Here is a 19,878-nt window from a genome sequence, read left to right as displayed (position 1 = left end):
GTGGGGCCTGCTGATGTCCGTGGTCGACCGCCAGGAGTGGGACGTCGTCGTGGTCGGCGCGGGAGGCGCCGGACTGCGGGCCGCCATCGAGGCCCGTGAACGGGGCGCCCGCACCGCCGTCATCTGCAAGTCGCTGTTCGGCAAGGCGCACACGGTGATGGCCGAGGGCGGCATCGCGGCGGCGATGGCCAACGCCAACGAGCACGACAACTGGCAGGTCCACTTCCGCGACACCCTGCGCGGCGGCAAGTTCCTCAACCAGTGGCGGATGGCCGAGCTGCACGCCCAGGAGGCCCCGGACCGGGTCTGGGAGCTGGAGACCTGGGGCGCCCTCTTCGACCGCACCGCCGACGGCCGGATCTCCCAGCGCAACTTCGGCGGCCACGAGTACCCGCGCCTCGCCCACGTCGGCGACCGGACGGGCCTGGAGCTGATCCGCACCCTCCAGCAGAAGATCGTCTCGCTCCAGCAGGAGGATCACCGGGAGAGCGGCGACTACGAGGCACGGCTGAAGGTCTTCCAGGAGTGCACGGTCACCCGGATCCTGAAAGACGGCTCGAGGGTGAGCGGAGTCTTCGCCTACGAGCGCGAGAGCGGCCGCTTCTTCGTCCTGCAGGCGCCCGCCGTGGTCATCGCGACCGGCGGCATCGGCAAGTCCTTCAAGGTGACGTCGAACTCGTGGGAGTACACCGGCGACGGCCACGCGCTGGCCCTGCTGGCCGGAGCGCCCCTGCTCAACATGGAGTTCGTGCAGTTCCACCCGACGGGCATGGTCTGGCCGCCGTCGGTGAAGGGCATCCTCGTCACGGAGTCCGTCCGCGGGGACGGCGGGGTGCTGCGCAACTCCGAGGGCAAGCGGTTCATGTTCGACTACGTCCCCGACGTCTTCAAGGAGAAGTACGCCGAGTCGGAGGAGGAGGGCGACCGCTGGTACGAGGACCCGGACCACAACCGGCGTCCGCCGGAGCTGCTCCCCCGCGACGAGGTGGCCCGCGCCATCAACTCCGAGGTGAAGGCGGGTCGCGGCTCCCCGCACGGCGGGGTCTTCCTGGACGTGTCGACGCGGATGCCCGCCGAGGTCATCAAGCGCCGGCTGCCCTCGATGTACCACCAGTTCAAGGAGCTCGCGGACGTCGACATCACCGCCGAGGCCATGGAGGTGGGGCCGACCTGCCACTACGTGATGGGCGGCATCGCGGTCGACTCCGACACGGCGGCCGCGCGCGGGGTGCCGGGGCTGTTCGCGTCGGGCGAGGTGGCCGGCGGCATGCACGGCTCCAACCGGCTCGGCGGCAACTCCCTCTCCGACCTGCTGGTGTTCGGCCGGCGGGCGGGCCTGCACGCGGCCGAGTACGCGGCGGCGACGACGTACGAGCGCCCGCCGGTGGACGAGGCGCAGGTGGACGCGGCGGCCGCCGAGGCGCTGCGCCCCTTCTCCGCCGAGACGGCCGGCGCGGGGCCCGCGAGCGGCGACCCCGGGACCGCCCACGCGAGCGGCCCGGCGGAGAACCCGTACACCCTCCATCAGGAACTCCAGCAGACGATGAACGACCTGGTCGGCATCATCCGCCGGGAGGCCGAGATGGAGGAGGCCCTGCACCGGCTGGCGCAGCTGCGGGCACGGGCCCGGCGGGCCGGCGTCGAGGGCCACCGCCAGTTCAACCCCGGCTGGCACCTGGCGCTCGACCTGCGGAACATGCTGCTGGTCAGCGAGTGCGTGGCGCGGGCGGCGCTGGAACGCACCGAGTCGCGCGGCGGCCACACCCGCGAGGACTGTCCGGCGATGGAGCGGACCTGGCGCAACGTCAACCTGCTCTGCCGGCTCGCCGATCCCACCGAGGGCGCGGCGGCCGACGACCCGCGGCGCGGCCGGATCCAGCTCGTCCGCGAGACCACCGAACCCGTCCGCCCCGACCTGCTCGCCCTCTTCGAGAAGGAGGAGCTGGTCAAGTACCTCACCGAAGAGGAGCTGTGCGAATGAGCGGCTACGAGGCACGGTTCCGGGTCTGGCGGGGTGACACGGAGGGCGGCGGTCTGGAGGACTTCGCCGTCGAGGTCAACGACGGCGAGGTGGTGCTGGACATCATCCACCGGCTGCAGTCCACGCAGGCGCCCGACCTCGCCGTCCGCTGGAACTGCAAGGCGGGCAAGTGCGGTTCGTGCTCGGCGGAGATCAACGGGCGGCCCCGGCTGATGTGCATGACGCGCATGTCGGTGTTCACCCCCGACGAGACGATCACCGTGACCCCGCTGCGCGCCTTCCCGGTGATCCGCGACCTGGTCACGGACGTCGGGTTCAACTACCGGAAGGCCAGGGAGGTGCCGTCGTTCGTGCCGCCCGAGGGGGTCGGGCCCGGCGAGTACCGGATGTTCCAGGAGGACGTGGACCGTTCGCAGGAGTTCCGCAAGTGCATCGAGTGCTTCCTGTGCCAGGACACCTGCCATGTCGTGCGCGACCACGAGGAGAACAAGACGGCGTTCGCCGGCCCCCGCTTCCTCATGCGGGTCGCCGAGCTGGACATGCACCCGCTGGACGGGGCCGAGGCGAGCGGCCTGGACCGCAAGCGCACGGCCCAGGACGAGCACGGCCTCGGCTACTGCAACATCACCAAGTGCTGCACGGAGGTCTGCCCCGAGGGCATCAAGATCACCGACAACGCGCTGATCCCGCTGAAGGAACGCGCGGTCGACCGCAAGTACGACCCGCTGGTGTGGCTGGGCTCGAAGATCAGGAGACGGTCGGGGTCGTAGACGCGGGGGGCGACTGAGGCGTGCGACCGGGGCGCCGGGCGAGCGTCTGCAGGCCGAGCCCGGCCAAGTTGACGGCCATCCCGGCGAGCGGGATGTAGAAGTTCACCATCGGTCGGTCGGTGGCCAGCGGGCCCAGGAACATGAACAGGCCCAGGCCCCCGGCGCTCATCAGGGCGCCGGTCCCCCACAGCCTCGGCCGCAGCACCCGCCTGCGGCCGAGCGGCGGCGCCCACTCCCGGGTGACGCCCGCGACGCCCATCGCCCCCATGATCGTCACACAGACGACGCTGACGCCCACCAATGCCCAGTACATGACTTCATGATCCCAGCGCCCCCGGCGTTCACCAGGGGTGCGGCGGGTAAAAAGCCCGTCCTTCTATCGGACCCAACCGTCCTGGTACGACGTCCAGTCGGTCTCCGTCGCCGCGAAGTCCACGTACGCCGCCACGCCGAAGTTCTCGCGGTCGGCGTCGGTGTGGGACAGGCCCAGCCGGACGCCCCGGACGGCGGCGGCGACCGTCTCCGCGTGCGCCCAGTGGCCGAAGCGGTTCTCGCGGTAGAAGGGCAGGCCCATCAGCAGGTCGGTGGAGCGCGGGGTGACCTCCAGGGCGAGGGACGTCTGCTGGGCGACGTAGCCGCCGTACGTGCTCTGCAGCGGCTGCATGGTGTCGTACGACATCACGGCGATCTGGTCGACGCGGCGGGCGACCTGGCCGAAGAACTTCTGCGACCACCACTTGGGGTGCCCGGTGGTCGCGCCCCAGAAGGAGTGGAACCCGGGCACCGGGTCGATCTGGTGGGCCGCGACGGAGAGCTGGGCGTGCTGCGCGCGGGTGACGGCGCGCAGGGAGTCGAGCAACGTGAGGTAGTCGGCGTCGTCGGAGTGGAGGGGTTCGAGGTCGAAGTGGGCGCCCTCGAAACCGGCCGCCAGGATCTCGCGGGTGGACCGTACGACGGCGGCGCGGGTCTCCGGCCGTTCCAGTCGCATGCCGTCCGGGGTCTCCGTGGCGAGCACGTCGCCGAGCCAGGCCTGGACGCGCAGTTTCGGCGCCTTCCGGTGCACCGCGGCTATGAACCACCGCGCGTTCGCGTAGGCGGACTTCGGCAGCGTGCCGTCGTGCTCCAGGGGCCCGGCGTGCACATAGAGGTCCCGCATGCCGGTGTCGGCGAGGCGGCGGGCCAGGGTGTCGACGTCGGCGTCGGTCTTGCGGCCGTCCACCCAGGCGTGGCCCAGCCAGACGGCGTCCTTGCCGCGGGTGTACGTGCCGTCGGCCGGATCGCCCAGGTAGTTCACGCGCAACGCGGCCTCGGCGACGAGGATCGGCGCCAGGAGCAGCAGGACGAGGACGAGGGCGGCGCGGCGGACCCGGCGCAGGCGACGTCGGGCCGGCCGGCGGCCCCCGGAAGCCCCGGGGTCGTCACCGGGGTCGTCGGCACCGCCGCCACCGCCCTCGGCGCCGGACGCGGGCGGCGCGTCACCGGGCGCGGGGGTGGGGGCCGGGACGCGGGTGGGGGCGGGGGCCTGACCGGCGGCCTCGGCGGCGGGGCTTACGGGGGCGACGGGAGCGACGGGGCCAGTACCGGCGTCCGCGGCGTGTGCGGGGGCGGCGACGCCCGTGCCGGGGGCGGCTTCCGGTACGACGGGGGCGGGGTCGGTGTCCGCGCCTGTGTCCGTGCCCGTGCCCGTGCCTGTGTCCGTGTCCGTGCCTGTGTCCGTGCCTGTGTCCGTGCCTGTGTCCGTGTCCGTGTTCACATCGGCGTCTGCGGTGGGGTCCGCCGCTGCGGGGGCAGGGCCGGGCCGTTGCCTGGGCGTCGGTTGAGCCCGCACGACCCGGTCCTCCGCCGGCTCCGGCTTGGGCTTCGGCTCCGGCTTCGTCGTGGACTTCGGCTCAGACTCCGGCCTCGTTGTGGACTCCGGCTCCGGCTTCGGCTCCGGCTCCGGCTTGGGCTTCGGCTCCGGCTTCGTCGTGGACTCCGGCTCAGACTCCGGCCTCCTTGTGGACTCCGGCTCCGGCTTCGGCTCCGGCTTCGTCGTCGGCTTCGGAATCGGCTTCGGCTCCGTGCGTTCCGGCGATCGGTCCATCCCGGTCACCCCTCCCGTGTCGTCGCGCCCCATCGCCCCCGGCCCGGGTGCATCCCGCTCGCGTGACCGGATTCGCGGCCATACGCTCCCAAATGTGACCTCTTCCCTGCATCGAGGCCGACCGCGGCGTCCCGGGCCGCACATATCCGTGCGGGTGGCGCACGCCGTGCTGGGCTGCGCGATCGGGCTCGTGTGGCTGGTGTTGCCAGGGATGACGTCGGGCGACGACGCTCCGGTTGCGATCAAGGAGCCGGCGTCCGCAGCGGGCACCGTCGCGGCCGCCGGGGAGGAAGAGGACGAGACGTCCACCGCCGACCTGGTGCTGCCGCTCGTGGCGGTCGCCGCGGTCGGTGCGATCGCCGGCTACGGGTATGTGCGCCGGGTCCGGCGGGCCCGCAGCCGGACCACCCCCGGCGGGTCGGGCGGTCCCCCGCCGCCGGGTTCCGCCCCGCCCCTCACAGCCCTCGACGGGCGGGCCCGCGCCGCGCTGGTCGAGGCCGACGACCGCATCCGCGCGGCCCGCACCGAACTCGACCACGCCGAGACCCTGTTCGGCAGGGACCCCGTGACGCCCCTACGCCTGACCGTCCAGGAGGCAGGGACCGAACTCGCCGCCGCGTTCCGGATGCGCCTGCGCTACGACGAGGGCACGCCGGCCGAGGACGCGGCCCGGGCGCACGCCCTCGCGGGGATCGTCGGTCGGTGCGAGGAGACGACACGGCGGCTGGACTCGGTGGCCGACGCGTTGGCGCGGCTGCGAGGCCCCGACGGCGGGCCGGGGGATGCGCTGGGCGTCGCCGAGGGCAGGTTCCGGGAGCTGACCGGGCGCGTGGCGGCCTCGGAGACCGTCCTCGCGGGCCTGCGGACGCGGTACGCGCCCACCGCCACCGCCACCGTCATCGGGAACGTCGAACAGTGCAAGGACCGGTTGCTGTTCGCCACCGTCCGGCTGAACGAGGCCCGTCAGGCCGCCGATGCGGGACGGGCCGGCACGGCGGCGACCCATCTGCGGGCCGCCGAGGCCGCCGTCGCCCAGGCCGCGGTCCTGCTCGGCGGGGTCGACCGGCTCGCCGCGCTGCTGAAGGCGGCCGAGCAGACGGTGCCGGCCGCCCTGACCGGTGCGGAGGCGGAGCTGTCCGCGGCACGGGCGGCCGAGGCATCCGGCCCGCCGCAGGAGGCCCTGCTGCGGCACGCGGACGTCGTCCTGGCCTCCGTGCGGCAGGAGCTGACGGCAGGCCGGCCCGCCGACCCGGTCGGCATGCTGCGCCGGATCGTGCGGGCCACGGAGCCGTTCGCCCCGGGGCGCAGCGGCGTGCTGCGGGCCGCCGCGCTGATCACCGCCCGCACCGCAACGGGCGCGGCGTCGGACTTCGTCGAGACGCACCGCGGTGCGGTCGGCGCCGCCGCCCGTACCCGGCTGGCCGAGGCGGAACGTCTCCTCGCCGCGAACGATCCGGCCGACCGCCGGGCCGCCGACGACCTCGCGCTGGAGTCGCTGGAGCTGGCCGAGCAGGACGTGCGAACGCACGGCAACCCCGCCCCCGCGCCGGAGGGGACGGCCGGCGGGATCGGTGCGGCCGGTGGCGTGCTGGGCGGCATCGTCCCGCCCGAGCCCCCCGCCGACGCCCCGCCCGCGAACCCCACCACCCCGCCCTCCGCCGACACGTGAGCCCATGGCGGCACGTGAGCGTGCAGGCGGCACGTGAGCGCGCAGGCGGCAAGGGAGGCTGACGGGGCGCGGGTGGCCGGGGAGGCGAGGGGCCGCGCCAGGATCGGGTCGCCGCCTGCGGCGGGGCCGCCGACGGGCGATGGCCGTCCTGCCGTCCGCCCCCGGGCCCCGCCCGCGCCTGAGCGGGGGTCAGAAGAGACTCAGCAACGCCTCCGCCGGGTCCGCCAGGCCCGTCTCGCCGTCCGGCAGCGGCAGTTCGAACCACACCGTCTTCCCGCGCGGTGTCCGGCGGGAGCCCCAGGCCGCCGCCAGGAGGCCGACGAGCTGGAGGCCGCGGCCGCCCTCGTCGGTGTCCCGGGCGCGGCGCCGGCGCGGCTGGACGAGACCGGCGTCCCAGACCTCGCACACCAGGGTGCGGTCCAGCAGCAGCCGTAGTCTGATCTCCCCCTCGCCGTACCGCAGTGCGTTGGTGACGAGTTCGCTGACCAGCAGTTCCGTCGTGTCGACGAGGGGTTCGAGGCCCCAGGCGAGCAGCCGGCCGCGTGCGTGCTCCCGGGCCCGGCCCACGCTGCGCGGCTCGCGGGGGAGGGTCCAGTCGCCGACCGAGTCGGCGGGCAGGCCCTGCACCCGGGCCATCAGCAGCGCGATGTCGTCCTCGCCGTGGTGCGAGTCGAGGGTGCTGAGGACGTGGTCGCAGACGTCCTCGAGGGGCGCGGAGGGATCGGTGAGAGCTCCCACGAACGCGTTGAGTCCCTCGTCCAGCGGATGGTCGCGGGACTCGACCAGGCCGTCCGTGTAGAGCGCCAGCAGCGCGCCCTCGGGGAGTTCGACCTCGACCTCCTCGAAGGGCTCGCCGCCCACGCCGAGCGGCATGCCGGGCGGCACGTCGAGCATCAGCGCGGGCTCGCCGGGCTCGACGAGGACCGGAGGAAGATGACCCGCGTTGGCGAAGGTGCAGCGGCGGGTCACCGAGTCGTAGACCGCGTAGACGCAGGTCGCGAGATACACCTCGGACAGATCGGCCTCCCGGGGGCGGCGGGCGGCCCTGGTCGCCTGCTGGACGCCTCCGGGGGTGCCGAGGCCGCGCGCGATCTCGTCCAGCGCGGAGAGCACCTCAGCCGGTTCGAGGTCCAGCAGGGCCAGCGTGCGGACGGCCGTACGCAGTTCGCCCATCGCGACCGCGGCCCGCAGACCGCGGCCCATCACGTCCCCCACCACCAACGCGGTGCGGTGACCGGGCAGTTCGATGACGTCGAACCAGTCGCCGCCGACCTCGCTGGGACGGCCGGTCGAGACGTTGCCGGGCAGATAGCGGCAGGCGATGTCCAGGCCGGACGCCACGGGGTCGCCGGGCGGCAGCAGCGACCGCTGCAGTATCAGCGCCCGTTCGTGCTCGCGCCGGTACAGACGGGCGTTGTCGATGCAGACCGCCGCCCGCGCCGCGAGTTCCACCGCCAGATCGCGGTCCCGGTCCCCGAACGGTTCGCTGCCCTTCGTCCGTGAGAACTGCGCGAGGCCGACGACGGTGTCGTGGGCGACCATCGGGACGGCGATCGTGCCCTGCACGAGGCCGCCCTCGTCGCCGGGGACGGTCTGCGGGCGGGCGGTGCGCAAGGCGTCGGCGCAGGGCGAGTTGAACGGGAAGTGGTGGACCGCGCCGACGGCGACGGGCGCGCCCGCCCCGGGGAAGGGCGCGTCGGAGACCGCGGACGAGAAGGCGACCCTGCGCAGTTCCGCGCTGCCGTCGGCGAGGCCGGGCGGAGTCTCGTCGCCGGCCAGGAGCCCCTGGTAGAGGTCGACGGTGGCGAGGTCGCAGAAGCCGGGCACGACGACGTCGAGGAGTTCGCGCGCGGTCGTCTCCAGGTCGAGGGAGTTCCCGATACGGGCTCCCGCGTCGTTCAGAAGGGCGAGATTGCGCCGCGCGGCGGCGGCCTCGCGGGCGGCGGCGCGCCGGGCGGTGATGTCGGTGCCGAGCCAGGCGACGCCGATCGGGCGGCCGCTGCCGCTGTGCACGCGGTAGAGGTTGATCGACCAGTGCCGGCGCTCGTCGGAGCCCGGCACGAAGCCCGTGACGTGCATGTCCGTGATGGAGTCGCCGGTCTGCAGCACCCGGCGCAGGGTCGCGCTGACCCGGTCGGCCTCGGACCGGGGCAGGTAGTCGTGGACGCCCTTGCCGCGGTGGTCGTCGGGGGCGCCGCCGAAGACGGACGCGAACCGGTGGTTGGCGCGGCGGACCCGCAGGTCGGGGTCGATCAGCAGGAACCCGAACGGCGATTGGCCGAAAATGGCCTGCGAGGCGGCGAGATCCGTCTCGATGCTGCGGAGCGTGCGGACGTCGACGACGATGCACACGGCGGCCTTCTCGCCGTCCAGGCTGCGCGTCGGCATGACGTACACCTCGGCGAGGCCCTGCTCGCCGCGCCCGCCGCCGGGCACCGGGTCCGGCATCCGGAACGGGACCACACCGGTCCACTCCCGCCCGTCCAGGATCTCGGCCATCTTGCGCTGGCCGCGCTCGCGCAGGTCCGGATCGATGAACGCGTCGATGGGGTCCATGCCCACGGCCCGGTCGGCGGGGATGCCGAAGATCTGCTCGGCGCGCAGGCTCCACTGGTCGACGAGACCGTCGGGGCCGATGGAGAACGAGGCGACCTTGATGTAGTCGTAGATCGAGCCGGGCGGGCTGCTCTGCCATATGGCGTCGCCGGGCTCGCCGTCCGGGAGAGCGCCGGGCACGGCGGCCTCGGCCCTCGCGCCGCCCGACGGGTCCTCGGACTCCGTGGCCTTCGCTGGTATCTCGCTCACGCGAACCGTCCCCTCCAGCTCACCGCGCCCGGCACCGGTCACCGGCGGCGGCTGCCCGCAGTATCCAGCACTACGGGGCCGCACGACACGGTGTTCACGATCACAGCACGGTCCAGGCTTTTTCCGGCCCGTCCTGCGACGACACTTCCCGTCTTCTAACCAGCGGACACGTCGTCGAACCACACCTTCCGGCACCGGTCGGCGACCGGAACCCGACGGCGACAGCCTCGGCCCCGCTGTACACCGGCTCATCCCCGCACCGGGGCGCGTCAATCCGGCACGGCGAGCTCGAACCACACGGTCTTGCCGGTGGCTCCCGGACGGGTACCCCAGCGGCGTGAGGAGGAGGCGACCAGCTGCAGTCCGCGCCCGCTCTCGTCCTCGGGCCGGGCGATCCGCTCCCGGGGCGGATCGGGCAGCGGGTCGGAGACCTCCACCAGGAGGACGCCCTCCAGTCGCGCGGGGCGGACCAGGCTGACGCCGATGGGACCGGTGGCGTGCCGCAGGGCGTTGGTGACCAGTTCGCTGACCAACAGCGCGGCGAGGTCGCCCACGCTGTCGAGGCCCCAGTCGCGCAGCTGCTCACGCACGGCGCGGCGCGCGGTGCGCACCGCGCCGGGGTCCGCGGGGAACGTCCACTCGGCGCGGTCGCCTTCGGTGTCGATCACGCCGATCACTTCCCGGGCCAGCGAGTACACCCCTGTCCGATTTCATGGGGTTAAGGGGCACATACCCGATATCCGGGAGGCAGTACCGCCGCACGGGTCCCGCTGTGGCACGAACGGCGTACGACAGTGACCCGGCTGCCGGTCAGCGCGCCCCGGGAACCCTCGAGAGCGTCTCGCGGACCGCGGGAACGTCCTGGTCGAGCCAGTCGACGTGCCAGATCTCGTCCGGGGTGAGCCAGCGCAGCGCGTCGTGGTCCTGGAGGGGCCGCGCGGCGGCGGAGCCGGGGCGCAGCCTGGCGCTCCACACCTGGAGCACATACGGCGGCTTCAGGGGCCACTCCCCCGGGATGCGCTCGACGACCTCCGCGGCGACGCCGAGTTCCTCGCGCAGCTCGCGCGTGAGGGCCGCCTCGGGCGTCTCGCCCTCCTCGACCTTGCCGCCAGGCAGTTCCCAGCGCCCGGCGAGCTCCGGCGGCGCGCTGCGGCGGGCGGCGAGCAGACGGCCGCCGTCGAACAGGGCGGCTCCCACCACCACGATCCGTTCCGTCATGCGCCGGAGCCTACGGGAGGAGCCGCGCAACTCGACCGGAGGGCGGTCCGGTTCCGCAGGACGGTCCGGTTCCGGTGGCGGTTCAGTTGCGGGTGCCGTCTCCGTTGTGCGCCTGCACCTGCGTCTGCACCTGGCCCGGCCCCTGGGGCTGCGCCGGGACCTGACCCTGACTCTGCCCGTGGCCCTGCGCCTGGGTTTGCCCGTGACTCTGCCCCTGGCCGACGCGCTCGACCCAGTACAGCTGCTTGTGGCCGCGGCCGTCGAGGCTGTCCGCGATCTTCTGGGCCTCGGCCCTGGTCGCATACCGGCCCACGCGGTAGCGATTGCCGTTGTCGTCCTGCCGTATCACGTGCCAAGGCAGAGAGATGGTGCTGTCGTTCATCGCGCCGCACGCCCCCTTCCCGCCCCCGACCGCCCGGATCCCGTCCACGGCACGCCGTGCGCCCCGCCTTCCAAGGAAACCGCAATCCGCATATGCCCGAGCGTACGCCTTACCTTTACGCAGCGAACACGGAATTACACAAAGAGGTACGCAACCAGCCAGGACGCAGGGGGCGCACGAGGCCGGACGCGCCGTACGCGCGCCGCGATGTGTCCGGTCGGCGGGGGTCTGGGCACCTAGGGGGCGACCTGCGGGAACGTCCGGAAACGACCGGATTCCGACGGCGCGCGGGCAGGCCCGGACCGTGGGGTTTCCGGAGGCAACTGCCGGAAGGGTGTGCGCCGTCGGTGCGCATGCGTTACCGCACCGCCTGCTGCGGCGGCTACTTCACCGGCAGGTGGTAGGCGACCCGGTACCGGTCGGCGGGGATCACCACGTCGGCCGTCTCGACCGGGCGGCCCGAGGCGTAGTAAGTGCGCTGCACGACCAGGACGACATGGCCGGGGACGCCGCCGAGAGCGAGCAGCTCCTCGGCGAGGCCGGGTCGTGCGCCCACCTCCTCCGCGACGTTGTCGACGATGACGTCGATCGCGCGCATGCGCTCCACGACGCCCATGCCGCCGAGCGGCCCCTCCTCGGGCAGCATGACGGGCGTGCGGCCGGTGACCGCGAGGGGCTCCCACGAGGTGGAGAGCATCATCGCCTCGCCGGCCTCACGAAAGACGTACCGGGTGCGCATCACGCGGTCGCCGGCCTGGATGCCGAGCCGCTCCGCGACGGCGACGCCCGCCTCGGTCTGCTCGCTGCTGGACTCCCATGTGCCGCGCGTGTGCGCCTCGGCCTGCTCCTGCCGGAAGGGCGTCGCGCCGCTGACCGGCCGGTAGCCGGAGCGGGCGATCCGGCGCGGCACGGGCCGCTCACGCACATACGTGCCCGAACCGGAACGGCCCTCGACCAGCCCCTCGGCCATCAGCACCTTGCGCGCCTCGAGGGCGACGGTGTCGGAGACGCCGTACTCCTCGCGGATTCTCGCCTGGGAGGGAAGCCGGGTGTGCGGTGGCAGCGACCCGTCGGTGATCTTCTTGCGAAGATCACCCGCGACACGCAGATACGCCGGCTGCTCACCGAATGTCACTGGCCACTCCCATCAGGTTGTACAGACAGCTACAGCCTGGCAACCGTGGGTTGAGCCGTGCAAGTAAAGGCCAGAGAATCACTCGATGTGATGACATCCGTCGGCGAAACGCTTCACCCAGGCACTTTCTCCCCGCTGAGGACGTGATCACACATCCAGGCCGCCGTCGCCCCCGCCCCCGCCCGTGCCGTCCCCTGGGCCACCGCTCTCGTCGTCGTAGTCGGGCGGCGTGGTGGCCAGGCCCAGAGCCTCGCGGGCGGTGACGGTCGTGTCGCCGTCCACGACGCCGTAGGCGATCTCGTAGTGCCGGTAGAAGGCGTCCACGTCGGAGGCCTTCTCCGCCGCCGCCCACTCCTTGCCGGCTCGCTGCATGTCCTTCACCAGAGCGGCCATCGGCGCCCGGACCGTCGCGGACCAGGTGTGGCCGCCCAGCACGGCGGCCTGCGCGGCGGTGACGTCCCCGGTGTCGCCGGCCCAGGCCCGGTTGGCCGCCAGATCCTCTTCGGGGAGGTCCTCCGGCTCCTCGAAGAGCGTGTCGTCGACGGTGTCCATGGCCTTCAGGAACGCCAGTTGGTCGGCGTCGAGGGTGCTCTCGTCGGCGCGCAGCGAGCCGGTGAGGGTGCCTGCCTCGTCCACGTTGCCGAAGACGCAGGTGATCTCGCGGTCACCCCAGCTCCAGCTCTCGGAGGTGGGCGTGAGGTAGTAGACGTCGACCTCCTCCGCCAGCGCCCAGGAGTCCATCGCGTAGGCGTGCTGGAGCGTGAAGCACTTGTCGTCGGCCACGTCCACGACCTTGTCCTCGCCCGGGTAGTCGCCGCCGGACAGCGGGATCGTGGCGAACACCTCGGCGTCGTGCTCGCCGGAGCAGGGCACCTCGTCGACGTCGTAGACGTCCGTGCCGAAGGTGTCGCCGGGCACGTCGAAGCAGTCGCCCTCGGCGAGCGAGAAGCTGGAGCCGGCGCCCGCGCCGTCCTTGAACCCCTGCCAGAAGTCGGAGGCCCCGCCGGTGGCCAGCATCAGGATCCACAGCGCGAGACCGACGGAGGACAGGACGGCGCCGGCGATCGCCATTCCCCTGCCGCGTTCCCCGCGCCTCTTGATCTGCGCCAGCGCGACGATCCCGAGCACCAGACCCACGCCCGGCAGGAAACAGAGGATGCCGAGCACCAGGGCGGCGATGGCCACGCCGTTGATGACGGAGGACCGCCCGTAGGGGTTGTACCCCTGCCCCCACACCGGGTAGGGCGAGGCCCCGTACGGGGCCTGCGGGTACGGCCCCTGGGCGTACGGGTCGTGCGGGTAGGGCTGCTGGGGCGGGGCGAACGGGTCCTGGGGAGACGGGCCCTGCGGGTGGCCGCCCTGCGGGTAGGGGCCCGGCTGGGGCGGAGTCTGGTACGGGTCCTGGGGCTGGTGGGGCCCCGGGGGCGGAGGTATGGACACGAGTACCGTGCTCCTGGTTCAGACAGGTCGGGCTGTCGGGCTGTCGGGCTGTCGGGCTGTCGGGCAATGGGGCAATGGGGCGGGCAAGGTCGGGCAACGGGTCGGACGGTCGTGCGGTGGGGCCGGCGCGCAGGCGATGTCGCGGTTGCCGGGCGCGGCCGCCGGGGAGCGGAACCGACGTGCGACCGGCTGCGGCCGGCATGCGGCTGGGCGCATCGTAAGCCCGGGACGAGGCCGCGTTACCCGGCGTCCTGCGGCTGACCGGCGAGCCTGCGCTGCTCCTCCTCCACGATGCGGCGGGCGAGGCCGTCGTCGGAGACGTCGACCGCGTCCGGCGTCGCCTCCGCCGTGTCGCTGCGGCGGGCGTAGGCGTCGAAGAGCCGGGTCTTGTTCTCGAGGATGCGCAGCAGCCGGTCGTCCACGCTGTCCGTGACCAGCAGGCGGTGCACCTGGACCGTCCGCACCTGGCCCATGCGGTGCGCCCGCGCCACGGCCTGGTGCTCCAGGGTCGGCTTGATCTGCGGCTCGCACAGCACGACCACGGACGCGGCCTGCAGGTTGAGCCCGACGCCGCCCGACTCGATCTGGCAGAGCAGCACCGCGGGTCCCTCGGCGGCCGTGAAGTCGTCCACGAGCCGCTGCCGCCGGACGGCCGGGACGTCGCCGGCGACCGGACCGAACACGGCGTCGTCCAGCGCGCCCCGGACCGCGGTGAGCACATCGCGGAAGTAGGAGAACACGACGGTCTTCAGGCCGTTCTCCGTGGCCTCCCCGACCAGTTCGCGCAGCCGCTGGAGCTTCGCGGACCTCTCGGGGTCGGCGTAGGCGGCCCGGCGCATCGCCATGAAGTTCCCGGCCGCGACCGCCGCCCGGTAGGCGCCCTCGTCGGCGGCGCTGAACTCCTCCCACTCGTCCACGTGGATCAGCGCGGGGAGTTCGGTGAGCACGTCCTTCTGGTTGCGGCGCAGATAGGCGGGTGCGACGGCCTTGCGGAACACCTGCGGGCCGGCGGCCGCGTAGCTGTCGTGGATCTCGGGGACGAGGTCGGGCTGGAGGCAGCGCACCAGGGCGCGGAACTCCTCGACGCGGTTCTCCATCGGCGTGCCGGTGAGGAACAGGACGCGGTCGCACAGCCCGGTCCACACCGCGACCGAGCGGGCGCGCCGGGTCTGGGGGTTCTTGACGTAGTGCGCCTCGTCGACGACGAGGAGGCCGGGCGGCGGTCCCCCGTCCGGCTCGGGCAGGGTGTGCAGCACGTCGAAGGTGGTGACGGCGACCCCGCCGCGCTCGCGCCATTCGGCGTACGCGTCCCGCCGGTCCGGTCCGTGCACCGGCACCGCCCTGAGCGTGCTGCGGGCGCGGATCTCCCGGGTCCAGTTGATGAGCACGCCGGCCGGGCACACCACCAGGAAATGGGCGTGCCCCTCGGCCGCCAGGTGGGCGAGCACGGCGATCGCCTGGACCGTCTTGCCGAGTCCCATCTCGTCCCCGAGGACGACCCGGCGCCGGGCCAGCGCGAACCGCGCCCCGAAGGCCTGGTAGCCGCGCAGGGAGACCCGGCGGTGTGTGTCGTCGAGCTGTTGGGCGTGCACCTGCTCGGCCACGTCCGACGGCACGAAACCCTCGGCGGCCGCCGCGTCCGACGGGCGGGCGCAGATCTCCGCCAGCAGGCTGTAGTACTCGGCCGAGCGCACCTCGAAGTCGACCCACGGCTCGAGCTCGGAGGCCGGTTCGCGCAGCAGGTCGGCGGTGGCCTGCGCGAGGTGCAGCGCCACGCCGGCCTCGGCGGCCTCGGCCGTCAGCGCGGTCAGCTCGGTGACCGCGGTGCGCGCGGCCTCCCGGCGCGGCCGTCCGGCGAGGGCCAGCCGCAGCCGGCCGGTGGCCGGGCGGACCGCGGGCAGCAGTTCGCCGAGCCGCTTCTCGTACCGCTCGGCGGCGGCCACCGCGCGGGGCAGCTCGGGGCCGGCCTCGACGAGCCGGTACAGCGCGCCGACCAGGGCCGAGGCGGCGGGCTCGGGGTGGTCCACGTCGATCCTGACGGAGACGGTCTCCCCGACCGCGCGGGCGATCTGCCGGGCGGCGGCGAGGACCTGGTCGGCGGTCTGCGCGCCGACGCCGGGGATCAGCCGTAGCTGGTGGCGGCCGGCCTCGTACACCTCCCGGACCGAGCCGAAGCCGGCCCCCTCGACCGCCGCGAGCCGCAGCCGTCCCTCGGTGACGTCCTTCAGCCGGGTGAGCGCGATGGACCCGAGCTCGGCGGCGACGAGCGCGTCCCTGAGCGGTGTGTGAGCGGCACGGACGGCGTCCACGGCACGGGCGTGGTCGGTCCGCAGCGCGCAAGCGGCGTCGTGCAACCGCATACCGTCCGCATACAGCTCCCCCACCCGCGTCACGCCGCCCCCTCACCTGCGCCCCGAACACCTCCCATGCTCGCATCGAACGGGAGGTCCTGGACCCGGCGGGGGGTACGGCGGAAGGCGAACGGCAGGCGCCTGCGCACCCGATCGGCGACCGCCGCCGCCCCGGCCGCCCCGGCCGTCCCGCCCGGTGAGCCGCCGGACCGGCACCGGGGGCGGCGCCGCCGGAAGAGGCCGGTCCGCACCGGTGACGATCTCGTGGCCCGCGACCCGACCGGTGCCCTTCGGGATCAGCCTGGACCTCGACAAGCTCACCCCGTCCCGGCGCACCTGGCTAGGTGTACCGGGCAGCGGCTGCCCGCAGGCGGAACAGGACGGTTCCGATGAGTTTGTCCTCGGGGCAGTAGCCCAGCTGCTTGGAGTCCCTCGACCCCGGCTGCTCGCCCAGGAGGACGAGCATTCCCGGCGGCACGTGCGTGCCGGGGCACCGGCCGGCCCAGCGCGGCACGGGCTCTCCGGCGACGGCCACGATGCGTTTGACGTACCACGCGTCGCGCAGGTCGGGAGCCGGGCCCGTGACGGTGTGCCAGCCGTGCTCGGGGTGGGGTGCGACGACGACCGCCACCCGGCCCGTGGCGACCCGGCGGCTGCCGCGGAGCAGGAGGAGCCGGTCGCCGGGCATGAGGGTCGGCGACATGCTGTACCCGCGGACGGTCACCGCCACCAGCCGCCCACGCGCCAGGAACAGGGCCGCGGCGAGGACGAGGAGCGCCGCCGGGGTGAGGAGCAGCGGGGCCGCGGCCGTCACCGGACGGTCTCCTCGTAACCCTGGGCCTGCGTGGTGAAGAGCTCGGCATAGGCGCCGTGGGCGGTCATGAGCTGTTCATGGGTGCCCGCCTCCCGCACGGTCCCGTCGGCGATGACGACGATGGCGTCCGCGGCGCGGACGGTGTTGAGGCGGTGGGAGACGAGGATGCTCGTCGCGCCCTGACGGAGCGAGGCGAGCCGGTCGTGGACGTGACGTTCGGCGACCGCGTCGAGACCGGTGCCGGGTTCGTCGAGGATCATGAGATCGCGTTCGGAACGCATCAGGGCCCGGGCGAGCGCGAGGCGCTGCCACTGGCCGCCCGACAACTGGACGCCGGGGCTGCTGTCTTCGGTGTCGTCGGGGAAGAACATCCGGCTGAGCATGGTGTCGTACCCGTGGGGGAGGCGGGTGAGGGCGGTGTGGATGTCCGCGTCGTCGGCGGCGGCGCGGATGCGCCCGTGATCGTGGAGGGAGCCGAGGTCGCCGAGGCCGATGTTCTCCCCGGCGGTGAGGTCGTACTCCATCGGGTCCTGGAAGACGACGCTGACCCGCTCGCGCAGCTGGTCCGCGGGGAAGTCCCTGATGTCGATGCCGTCCCAGTGGATGCTGCCCCGCTGCGGGTCGTAGAGGCGGCACAGCAGTTTGACGAGGGTGCTCTTGCCGGCCCCGTTGAGTCCGACGACGGCCAGGCTGGTGCCGTGCGGGACGAACAGGCTGATTCCGCGGAGGATCCACGGTCCGTCGTCGCTGTAGCGGAACCAGACGTCCCGCAGTTCGAGGCCCTCGCGCAGGGGCGGGGGGGCGATCGGGGCGGCCGGGGCGGGGAGGTCGTCGCGGACCTGGACGACATGCAGGTAGTGGCTGAACATCAGGGCCGTCTGGTGGCTCTGGGCGATGCACCCCACCAGGCCGACGAGCGCCGTCTGCATGCCGGCGAGGGCCGCCACGAGGAGGGACACGTCACCGGCGGTGAGGACGTGGGCGGCCGCCTGGTGCACGCCCCAGACGAGTGCGGCGGTGGAGACGCCGGCTCCGAGGACGGCGAGGGCCGTCTCGTAGGTGACGAGGCGTCGGTCGAGACGTTCCTCCTGCCGGTTGATGCTGTCGAGATCGGTGCGCATGCGCTGCGCGAAGTAGCCGCCGAGGCCGTAGAGGCGGATCTCCTTCGCCGCTTGGGAGTCCGTGAGGAGCCCTCGGTAGAAGATCTGGCGGCGGGCGAGGCTGCTGGTGCGCCAGAACATGTCGGCGCGATGCCGGCTGTTGGCCAGATGCGCGAACAGGGCCGGAACGGCCGCGACGACGAGGACGGCGGCCAGGGTGGGGCTGACGAGCAGGAGACTCGTCAGGAAACCCGCCAGGGTGAGGACGCTCTGGGCGCCCTGGAGGGCCGCGCCGACCAGTCGCTCGGCCCCTTGCGCACTCTGGACGGCGAGTTGGACGCGGTCGTGGAAGGCGGGCTGCTCGAGCCTGGACAGTCCGCTGAGCCGGTTGACAGCCGTGAGCAGCTCGCTCTGCGCCCGGGTGGAGGTGGCGCGGCGGATACGGCCGTCGGCATAGGAGGAGACGGCCGAGGCGGCGGCGAGGAGGACCGTGAGCAGACCGATGCCGGCCGCCGCCCAGTTGAGGTCCGAGGCGCGGAACCCCTCCGCGGTGAGGCTGTCGACCACGTACTTGAGCAGCCAGGAGGCCGCCACGGGGGCTGCGCCCGCGATGACGACGGTGGCGACGCGGGCGGCGAGGGCCCCGGGGCAGGACCGCACCGTGAGGGCGAGCACGGCGCTGAGGCCCCGCAGGAGATCGGCGGGGCGGGAGGCGGACCGCCCGCTCATGCGGTGAGGAGGTCGAGCGCGGGCAGGGAGCCTTGGCCGATGCCCGTCCCGGTGACGGTCCCGTCGGCGTCGAGGAGGACGAACGAGGGGTGGTGGCGGACGCCGAAGGCGCCGGCGACGGGTCCGTCCGGCGGGTCGGTGGCGGTGAGTTCGGTGAACGGGCCGACCGCGTCGAGCAGGGAGCCGGCTTCCGCGGGCGGGCCGCTGACGACGGCGACGAGCCGTGCGCCTGACGGGGTGTTCGCCTCGGCCCACCGCTGGATCCCGGGAAGGCTTTCCCTGGTGGGCCCGCAGTCGGGGCGGAGGAAGCAGATGAGGGCGGGGTGCCCGGCCAGGGTGGCCGCACTGACGTCGCCCCCGGGGGTGTGCAGGGTGAACGCGGGGGCGCGGTCGCCCTCCTGGACGGCGAGGGCCGGCGGCCCCGGGGCCGCGGCGGCCGGGGCGGGGGCCATCATGGTCCGCCAGCGTCTGCTGACCGCGACGGTCAGGAGGGCGTTGACCAGGGTGACCGCGGCGAGAAGGGCGAGGCCGGCGATGGCGTGACTCACTCTGTGATCGTCCTTTCAGCGTTGGCCGGTGCGGGCGGAGAAGAAGAAGGCGAGGTCGTCGGTGAAGACGGCGAGCGTGGTGAGATAGCCGGCGACCGCGACGGCGAGCACCAGTGCCGGCGCGTCGTAGGGGGCGGTGGCGCCCTGGGTGAGGGCGATGACGCCGCCGAGGAGCGCGAGCACCGTGAGAACGGCGTTCCGTGCGACATGCCAGGGGCCCATGGGCACGGTGGTCCTGCTGCCGAAGCAGGGGCAGCCGGCCGGGCTGCCACGCCGCATGGTGGTGACGGCGACGACGCTGAACGCCGCGCACAGAGCGGCGGCGACGGCCAGCCCCGCGGTGATCGTCCGGGGCACGGCGAGGAGCACGGCGGCGAGGAGCTCGGCCGCGGGCACCAGGACGGCCAGCGCCGGCCGGGCGGCGGCGGGCACGGTGAGGTCGCCCAGTGCCGAGGCGAATCGGCGGCGGTCGCGCAGCTTGGCGAGGCCGGCCACGGCCAGCACGCAGATCAGGGTCAGGCGGCAGACGAGCAGCAGGTCGGACAAGGGTGACTCCGGGTGAAGGGGCGCTGGGCCGGCGGGCACGGGGCGGGCCGCACGCGGCCCGCCCCGTGGTGGTTCAGCAGTAGTCCCAGCTTCCGCAGCTGACCTTGCACGCGCCGGTGTAACAGCAGCGGCGGCAGCGCTGGGCGCTGGTGCTCCACTCGGTCCAGCAGTCCGGCGGGCAGCCCGCGTCCGCCACGGCCTTGGGCAGAATCCGCTCGATCAGACGGCCCGCACCGGCCTTGAGTGTGCGCATGGTTCTCCTCTTCCTGTGGGGATGGGATGTGCGTACTCCGCGGTGGGGGGGGGG

The 19,878-nt window shown here is 73.5% G+C and carries 16 protein-coding genes and 1 pseudogene; 3 read left to right on the top strand and 14 right to left on the bottom strand.

Annotated elements, in window-relative coordinates; genetic code table 11:
- The first annotated feature begins 13 nt into the window (after nt 1-13).
- Both ACN6LD_RS14055 and ACN6LD_RS14050 read left to right on the top strand, forming a co-directional pair.
- Nucleotides 14-1,981 carry a fumarate reductase/succinate dehydrogenase flavoprotein subunit gene (locus ACN6LD_RS14055; protein WP_319194084.1) on the top strand — a complete coding sequence of 656 codons (1,968 nt, stop codon included), beginning with the start codon at nt 14-16 and terminating at the stop codon, nt 1,979-1,981.
- Entirely contained in the window at nt 1,978-2,751 is a 774-nt protein-coding gene (locus tag ACN6LD_RS14050) for a succinate dehydrogenase/fumarate reductase iron-sulfur subunit (protein WP_319194085.1), read from the top strand. Before ACN6LD_RS14055 ends, ACN6LD_RS14050 begins: the two co-directional genes overlap by 4 nt.
- On the opposite strand, the gene ACN6LD_RS14045 is transcribed toward ACN6LD_RS14050, so the two are convergent.
- The gene (locus tag ACN6LD_RS14045; RefSeq protein WP_445043325.1) at nt 2,729-3,064 is read right to left on the bottom strand and encodes a hypothetical protein; all 336 of its coding nucleotides are present in this window, start codon (nt 3,062-3,064) and stop codon (nt 2,729-2,731) included. The two genes, ACN6LD_RS14050 and ACN6LD_RS14045, sit on opposite strands and share 23 nt — an antisense overlap.
- Before the next feature lie 63 nt (nt 3,065-3,127).
- On the bottom strand, nt 3,128-4,504 hold the full coding sequence (locus tag ACN6LD_RS14040; protein ID WP_445043324.1) for a hypothetical protein: 1,377 nt from the start codon (nt 4,502-4,504) through the stop codon (nt 3,128-3,130).
- Nucleotides 4,505-4,928: 424 nt separating this feature from the next.
- Here ACN6LD_RS14040 and ACN6LD_RS14035 point away from each other — a divergent pair, with 424 nt between their 5' ends.
- Nucleotides 4,929-6,503, top strand: coding sequence for a hypothetical protein (locus ACN6LD_RS14035; RefSeq protein ID WP_445043323.1), 1,575 nt, complete (start codon nt 4,929-4,931; stop codon nt 6,501-6,503).
- A gap of 189 nt (nt 6,504-6,692) precedes the next feature.
- On the opposite strand, the gene ACN6LD_RS14030 is transcribed toward ACN6LD_RS14035, so the two are convergent.
- The 12 genes and pseudogenes from ACN6LD_RS14030 to ACN6LD_RS13975 form a co-directional block, all read right to left on the bottom strand.
- A complete protein-coding gene (locus tag ACN6LD_RS14030) occupies nt 6,693-9,308 on the bottom strand; it encodes a SpoIIE family protein phosphatase (RefSeq protein WP_445043322.1) in 2,616 nt (871 codons plus the stop codon).
- A gap of 269 nt (nt 9,309-9,577) precedes the next feature.
- Nucleotides 9,578-10,006, bottom strand: coding sequence for an ATP-binding protein (locus ACN6LD_RS14025; protein ID WP_319197329.1), 429 nt, complete (start codon nt 10,004-10,006; stop codon nt 9,578-9,580).
- A 112-nt stretch (nt 10,007-10,118) separates the two neighbouring features.
- Entirely contained in the window at nt 10,119-10,526 is a 408-nt protein-coding gene (locus tag ACN6LD_RS14020) for a (deoxy)nucleoside triphosphate pyrophosphohydrolase (protein ID WP_445043321.1), read from the bottom strand.
- 214 nt (nt 10,527-10,740) lie between these two features.
- Nucleotides 10,741-10,908: pseudogene (locus tag ACN6LD_RS14015) on the bottom strand (SPOR domain-containing protein); the annotation flags it as partial.
- Nucleotides 10,909-11,290: 382 nt separating this feature from the next.
- Nucleotides 11,291-12,043 (bottom strand): GntR family transcriptional regulator, encoded by a 753-nt coding sequence (locus ACN6LD_RS14010; RefSeq protein WP_057584397.1) that lies wholly within the window; start codon nt 12,041-12,043, stop codon nt 11,291-11,293.
- Between the two features lie 147 nt (nt 12,044-12,190).
- Complete coding sequence (locus ACN6LD_RS14005) at nt 12,191-13,483, bottom strand: DUF4190 domain-containing protein (protein WP_445043320.1); 1,293 nt, start codon at nt 13,481-13,483, stop codon at nt 12,191-12,193.
- Nucleotides 13,484-13,722: 239 nt separating this feature from the next.
- Nucleotides 13,723-15,843, bottom strand: coding sequence for a DEAD/DEAH box helicase (locus ACN6LD_RS14000; RefSeq protein ID WP_319195239.1), 2,121 nt, complete (start codon nt 15,841-15,843; stop codon nt 13,723-13,725).
- Between the two features lie 331 nt (nt 15,844-16,174).
- The gene (locus ACN6LD_RS13995) at nt 16,175-16,648 is read right to left on the bottom strand and encodes a S26 family signal peptidase (RefSeq protein WP_319195240.1); all 474 of its coding nucleotides are present in this window, start codon (nt 16,646-16,648) and stop codon (nt 16,175-16,177) included.
- Complete coding sequence (locus tag ACN6LD_RS13990; RefSeq protein ID WP_319195242.1) at nt 16,645-18,477, bottom strand: ABC transporter ATP-binding protein; 1,833 nt, start codon at nt 18,475-18,477, stop codon at nt 16,645-16,647. Before ACN6LD_RS13990 ends, ACN6LD_RS13995 begins: the two co-directional genes overlap by 4 nt.
- On the bottom strand, nt 18,474-19,025 hold the full coding sequence (locus tag ACN6LD_RS13985) for a peroxiredoxin family protein (RefSeq protein WP_445043319.1): 552 nt from the start codon (nt 19,023-19,025) through the stop codon (nt 18,474-18,476). Before ACN6LD_RS13985 ends, ACN6LD_RS13990 begins: the two co-directional genes overlap by 4 nt.
- 15 nt (nt 19,026-19,040) lie before the next feature.
- A complete protein-coding gene (locus ACN6LD_RS13980) occupies nt 19,041-19,571 on the bottom strand; it encodes a MauE/DoxX family redox-associated membrane protein (RefSeq protein WP_445043318.1) in 531 nt (176 codons plus the stop codon).
- Nucleotides 19,572-19,644: 73 nt separating this feature from the next.
- Nucleotides 19,645-19,824 (bottom strand): hypothetical protein, encoded by a 180-nt coding sequence (locus ACN6LD_RS13975; RefSeq protein ID WP_107442103.1) that lies wholly within the window; start codon nt 19,822-19,824, stop codon nt 19,645-19,647.
- Nucleotides 19,825-19,878 lie beyond the last annotated feature (54 nt).

It is taken from the genome of Streptomyces sp. SAS_272, from assembly GCF_052543235.1.
Note: the sequence above shows the minus strand (reverse complement) of the source record. Positions and strands in the feature narration are given on the sequence as shown.

Excerpts from the sequence above, each read along its gene's own strand:
- ACN6LD_RS13975 (WP_107442103.1), bottom strand. The coding sequence starts at position 19,824 with ATGCGCACACTCAAGGCCGGTGCGGGCCGTCTGATCGAGCGGATTCTG.
- ACN6LD_RS14050 (WP_319194085.1), top strand. The coding sequence starts at position 1,978 with ATGAGCGGCTACGAGGCACGGTTCCGGGTCTGGCGGGGTGACACGGAG.
- ACN6LD_RS14020 (WP_445043321.1), bottom strand. The coding sequence starts at position 10,526 with ATGACGGAACGGATCGTGGTGGTGGGAGCCGCCCTGTTCGACGGCGGC.
- ACN6LD_RS14055 (WP_319194084.1), top strand. The coding sequence starts at position 14 with ATGTCCGTGGTCGACCGCCAGGAGTGGGACGTCGTCGTGGTCGGCGCG.
- ACN6LD_RS14000 (WP_319195239.1), bottom strand. The coding sequence starts at position 15,843 with ATGCGGTTGCACGACGCCGCTTGCGCGCTGCGGACCGACCACGCCCGT.
- ACN6LD_RS14045 (WP_445043325.1), bottom strand. The coding sequence starts at position 3,064 with ATGTACTGGGCATTGGTGGGCGTCAGCGTCGTCTGTGTGACGATCATG.
- ACN6LD_RS13990 (WP_319195242.1), bottom strand. The coding sequence starts at position 18,477 with ATGAGCGGGCGGTCCGCCTCCCGCCCCGCCGATCTCCTGCGGGGCCTC.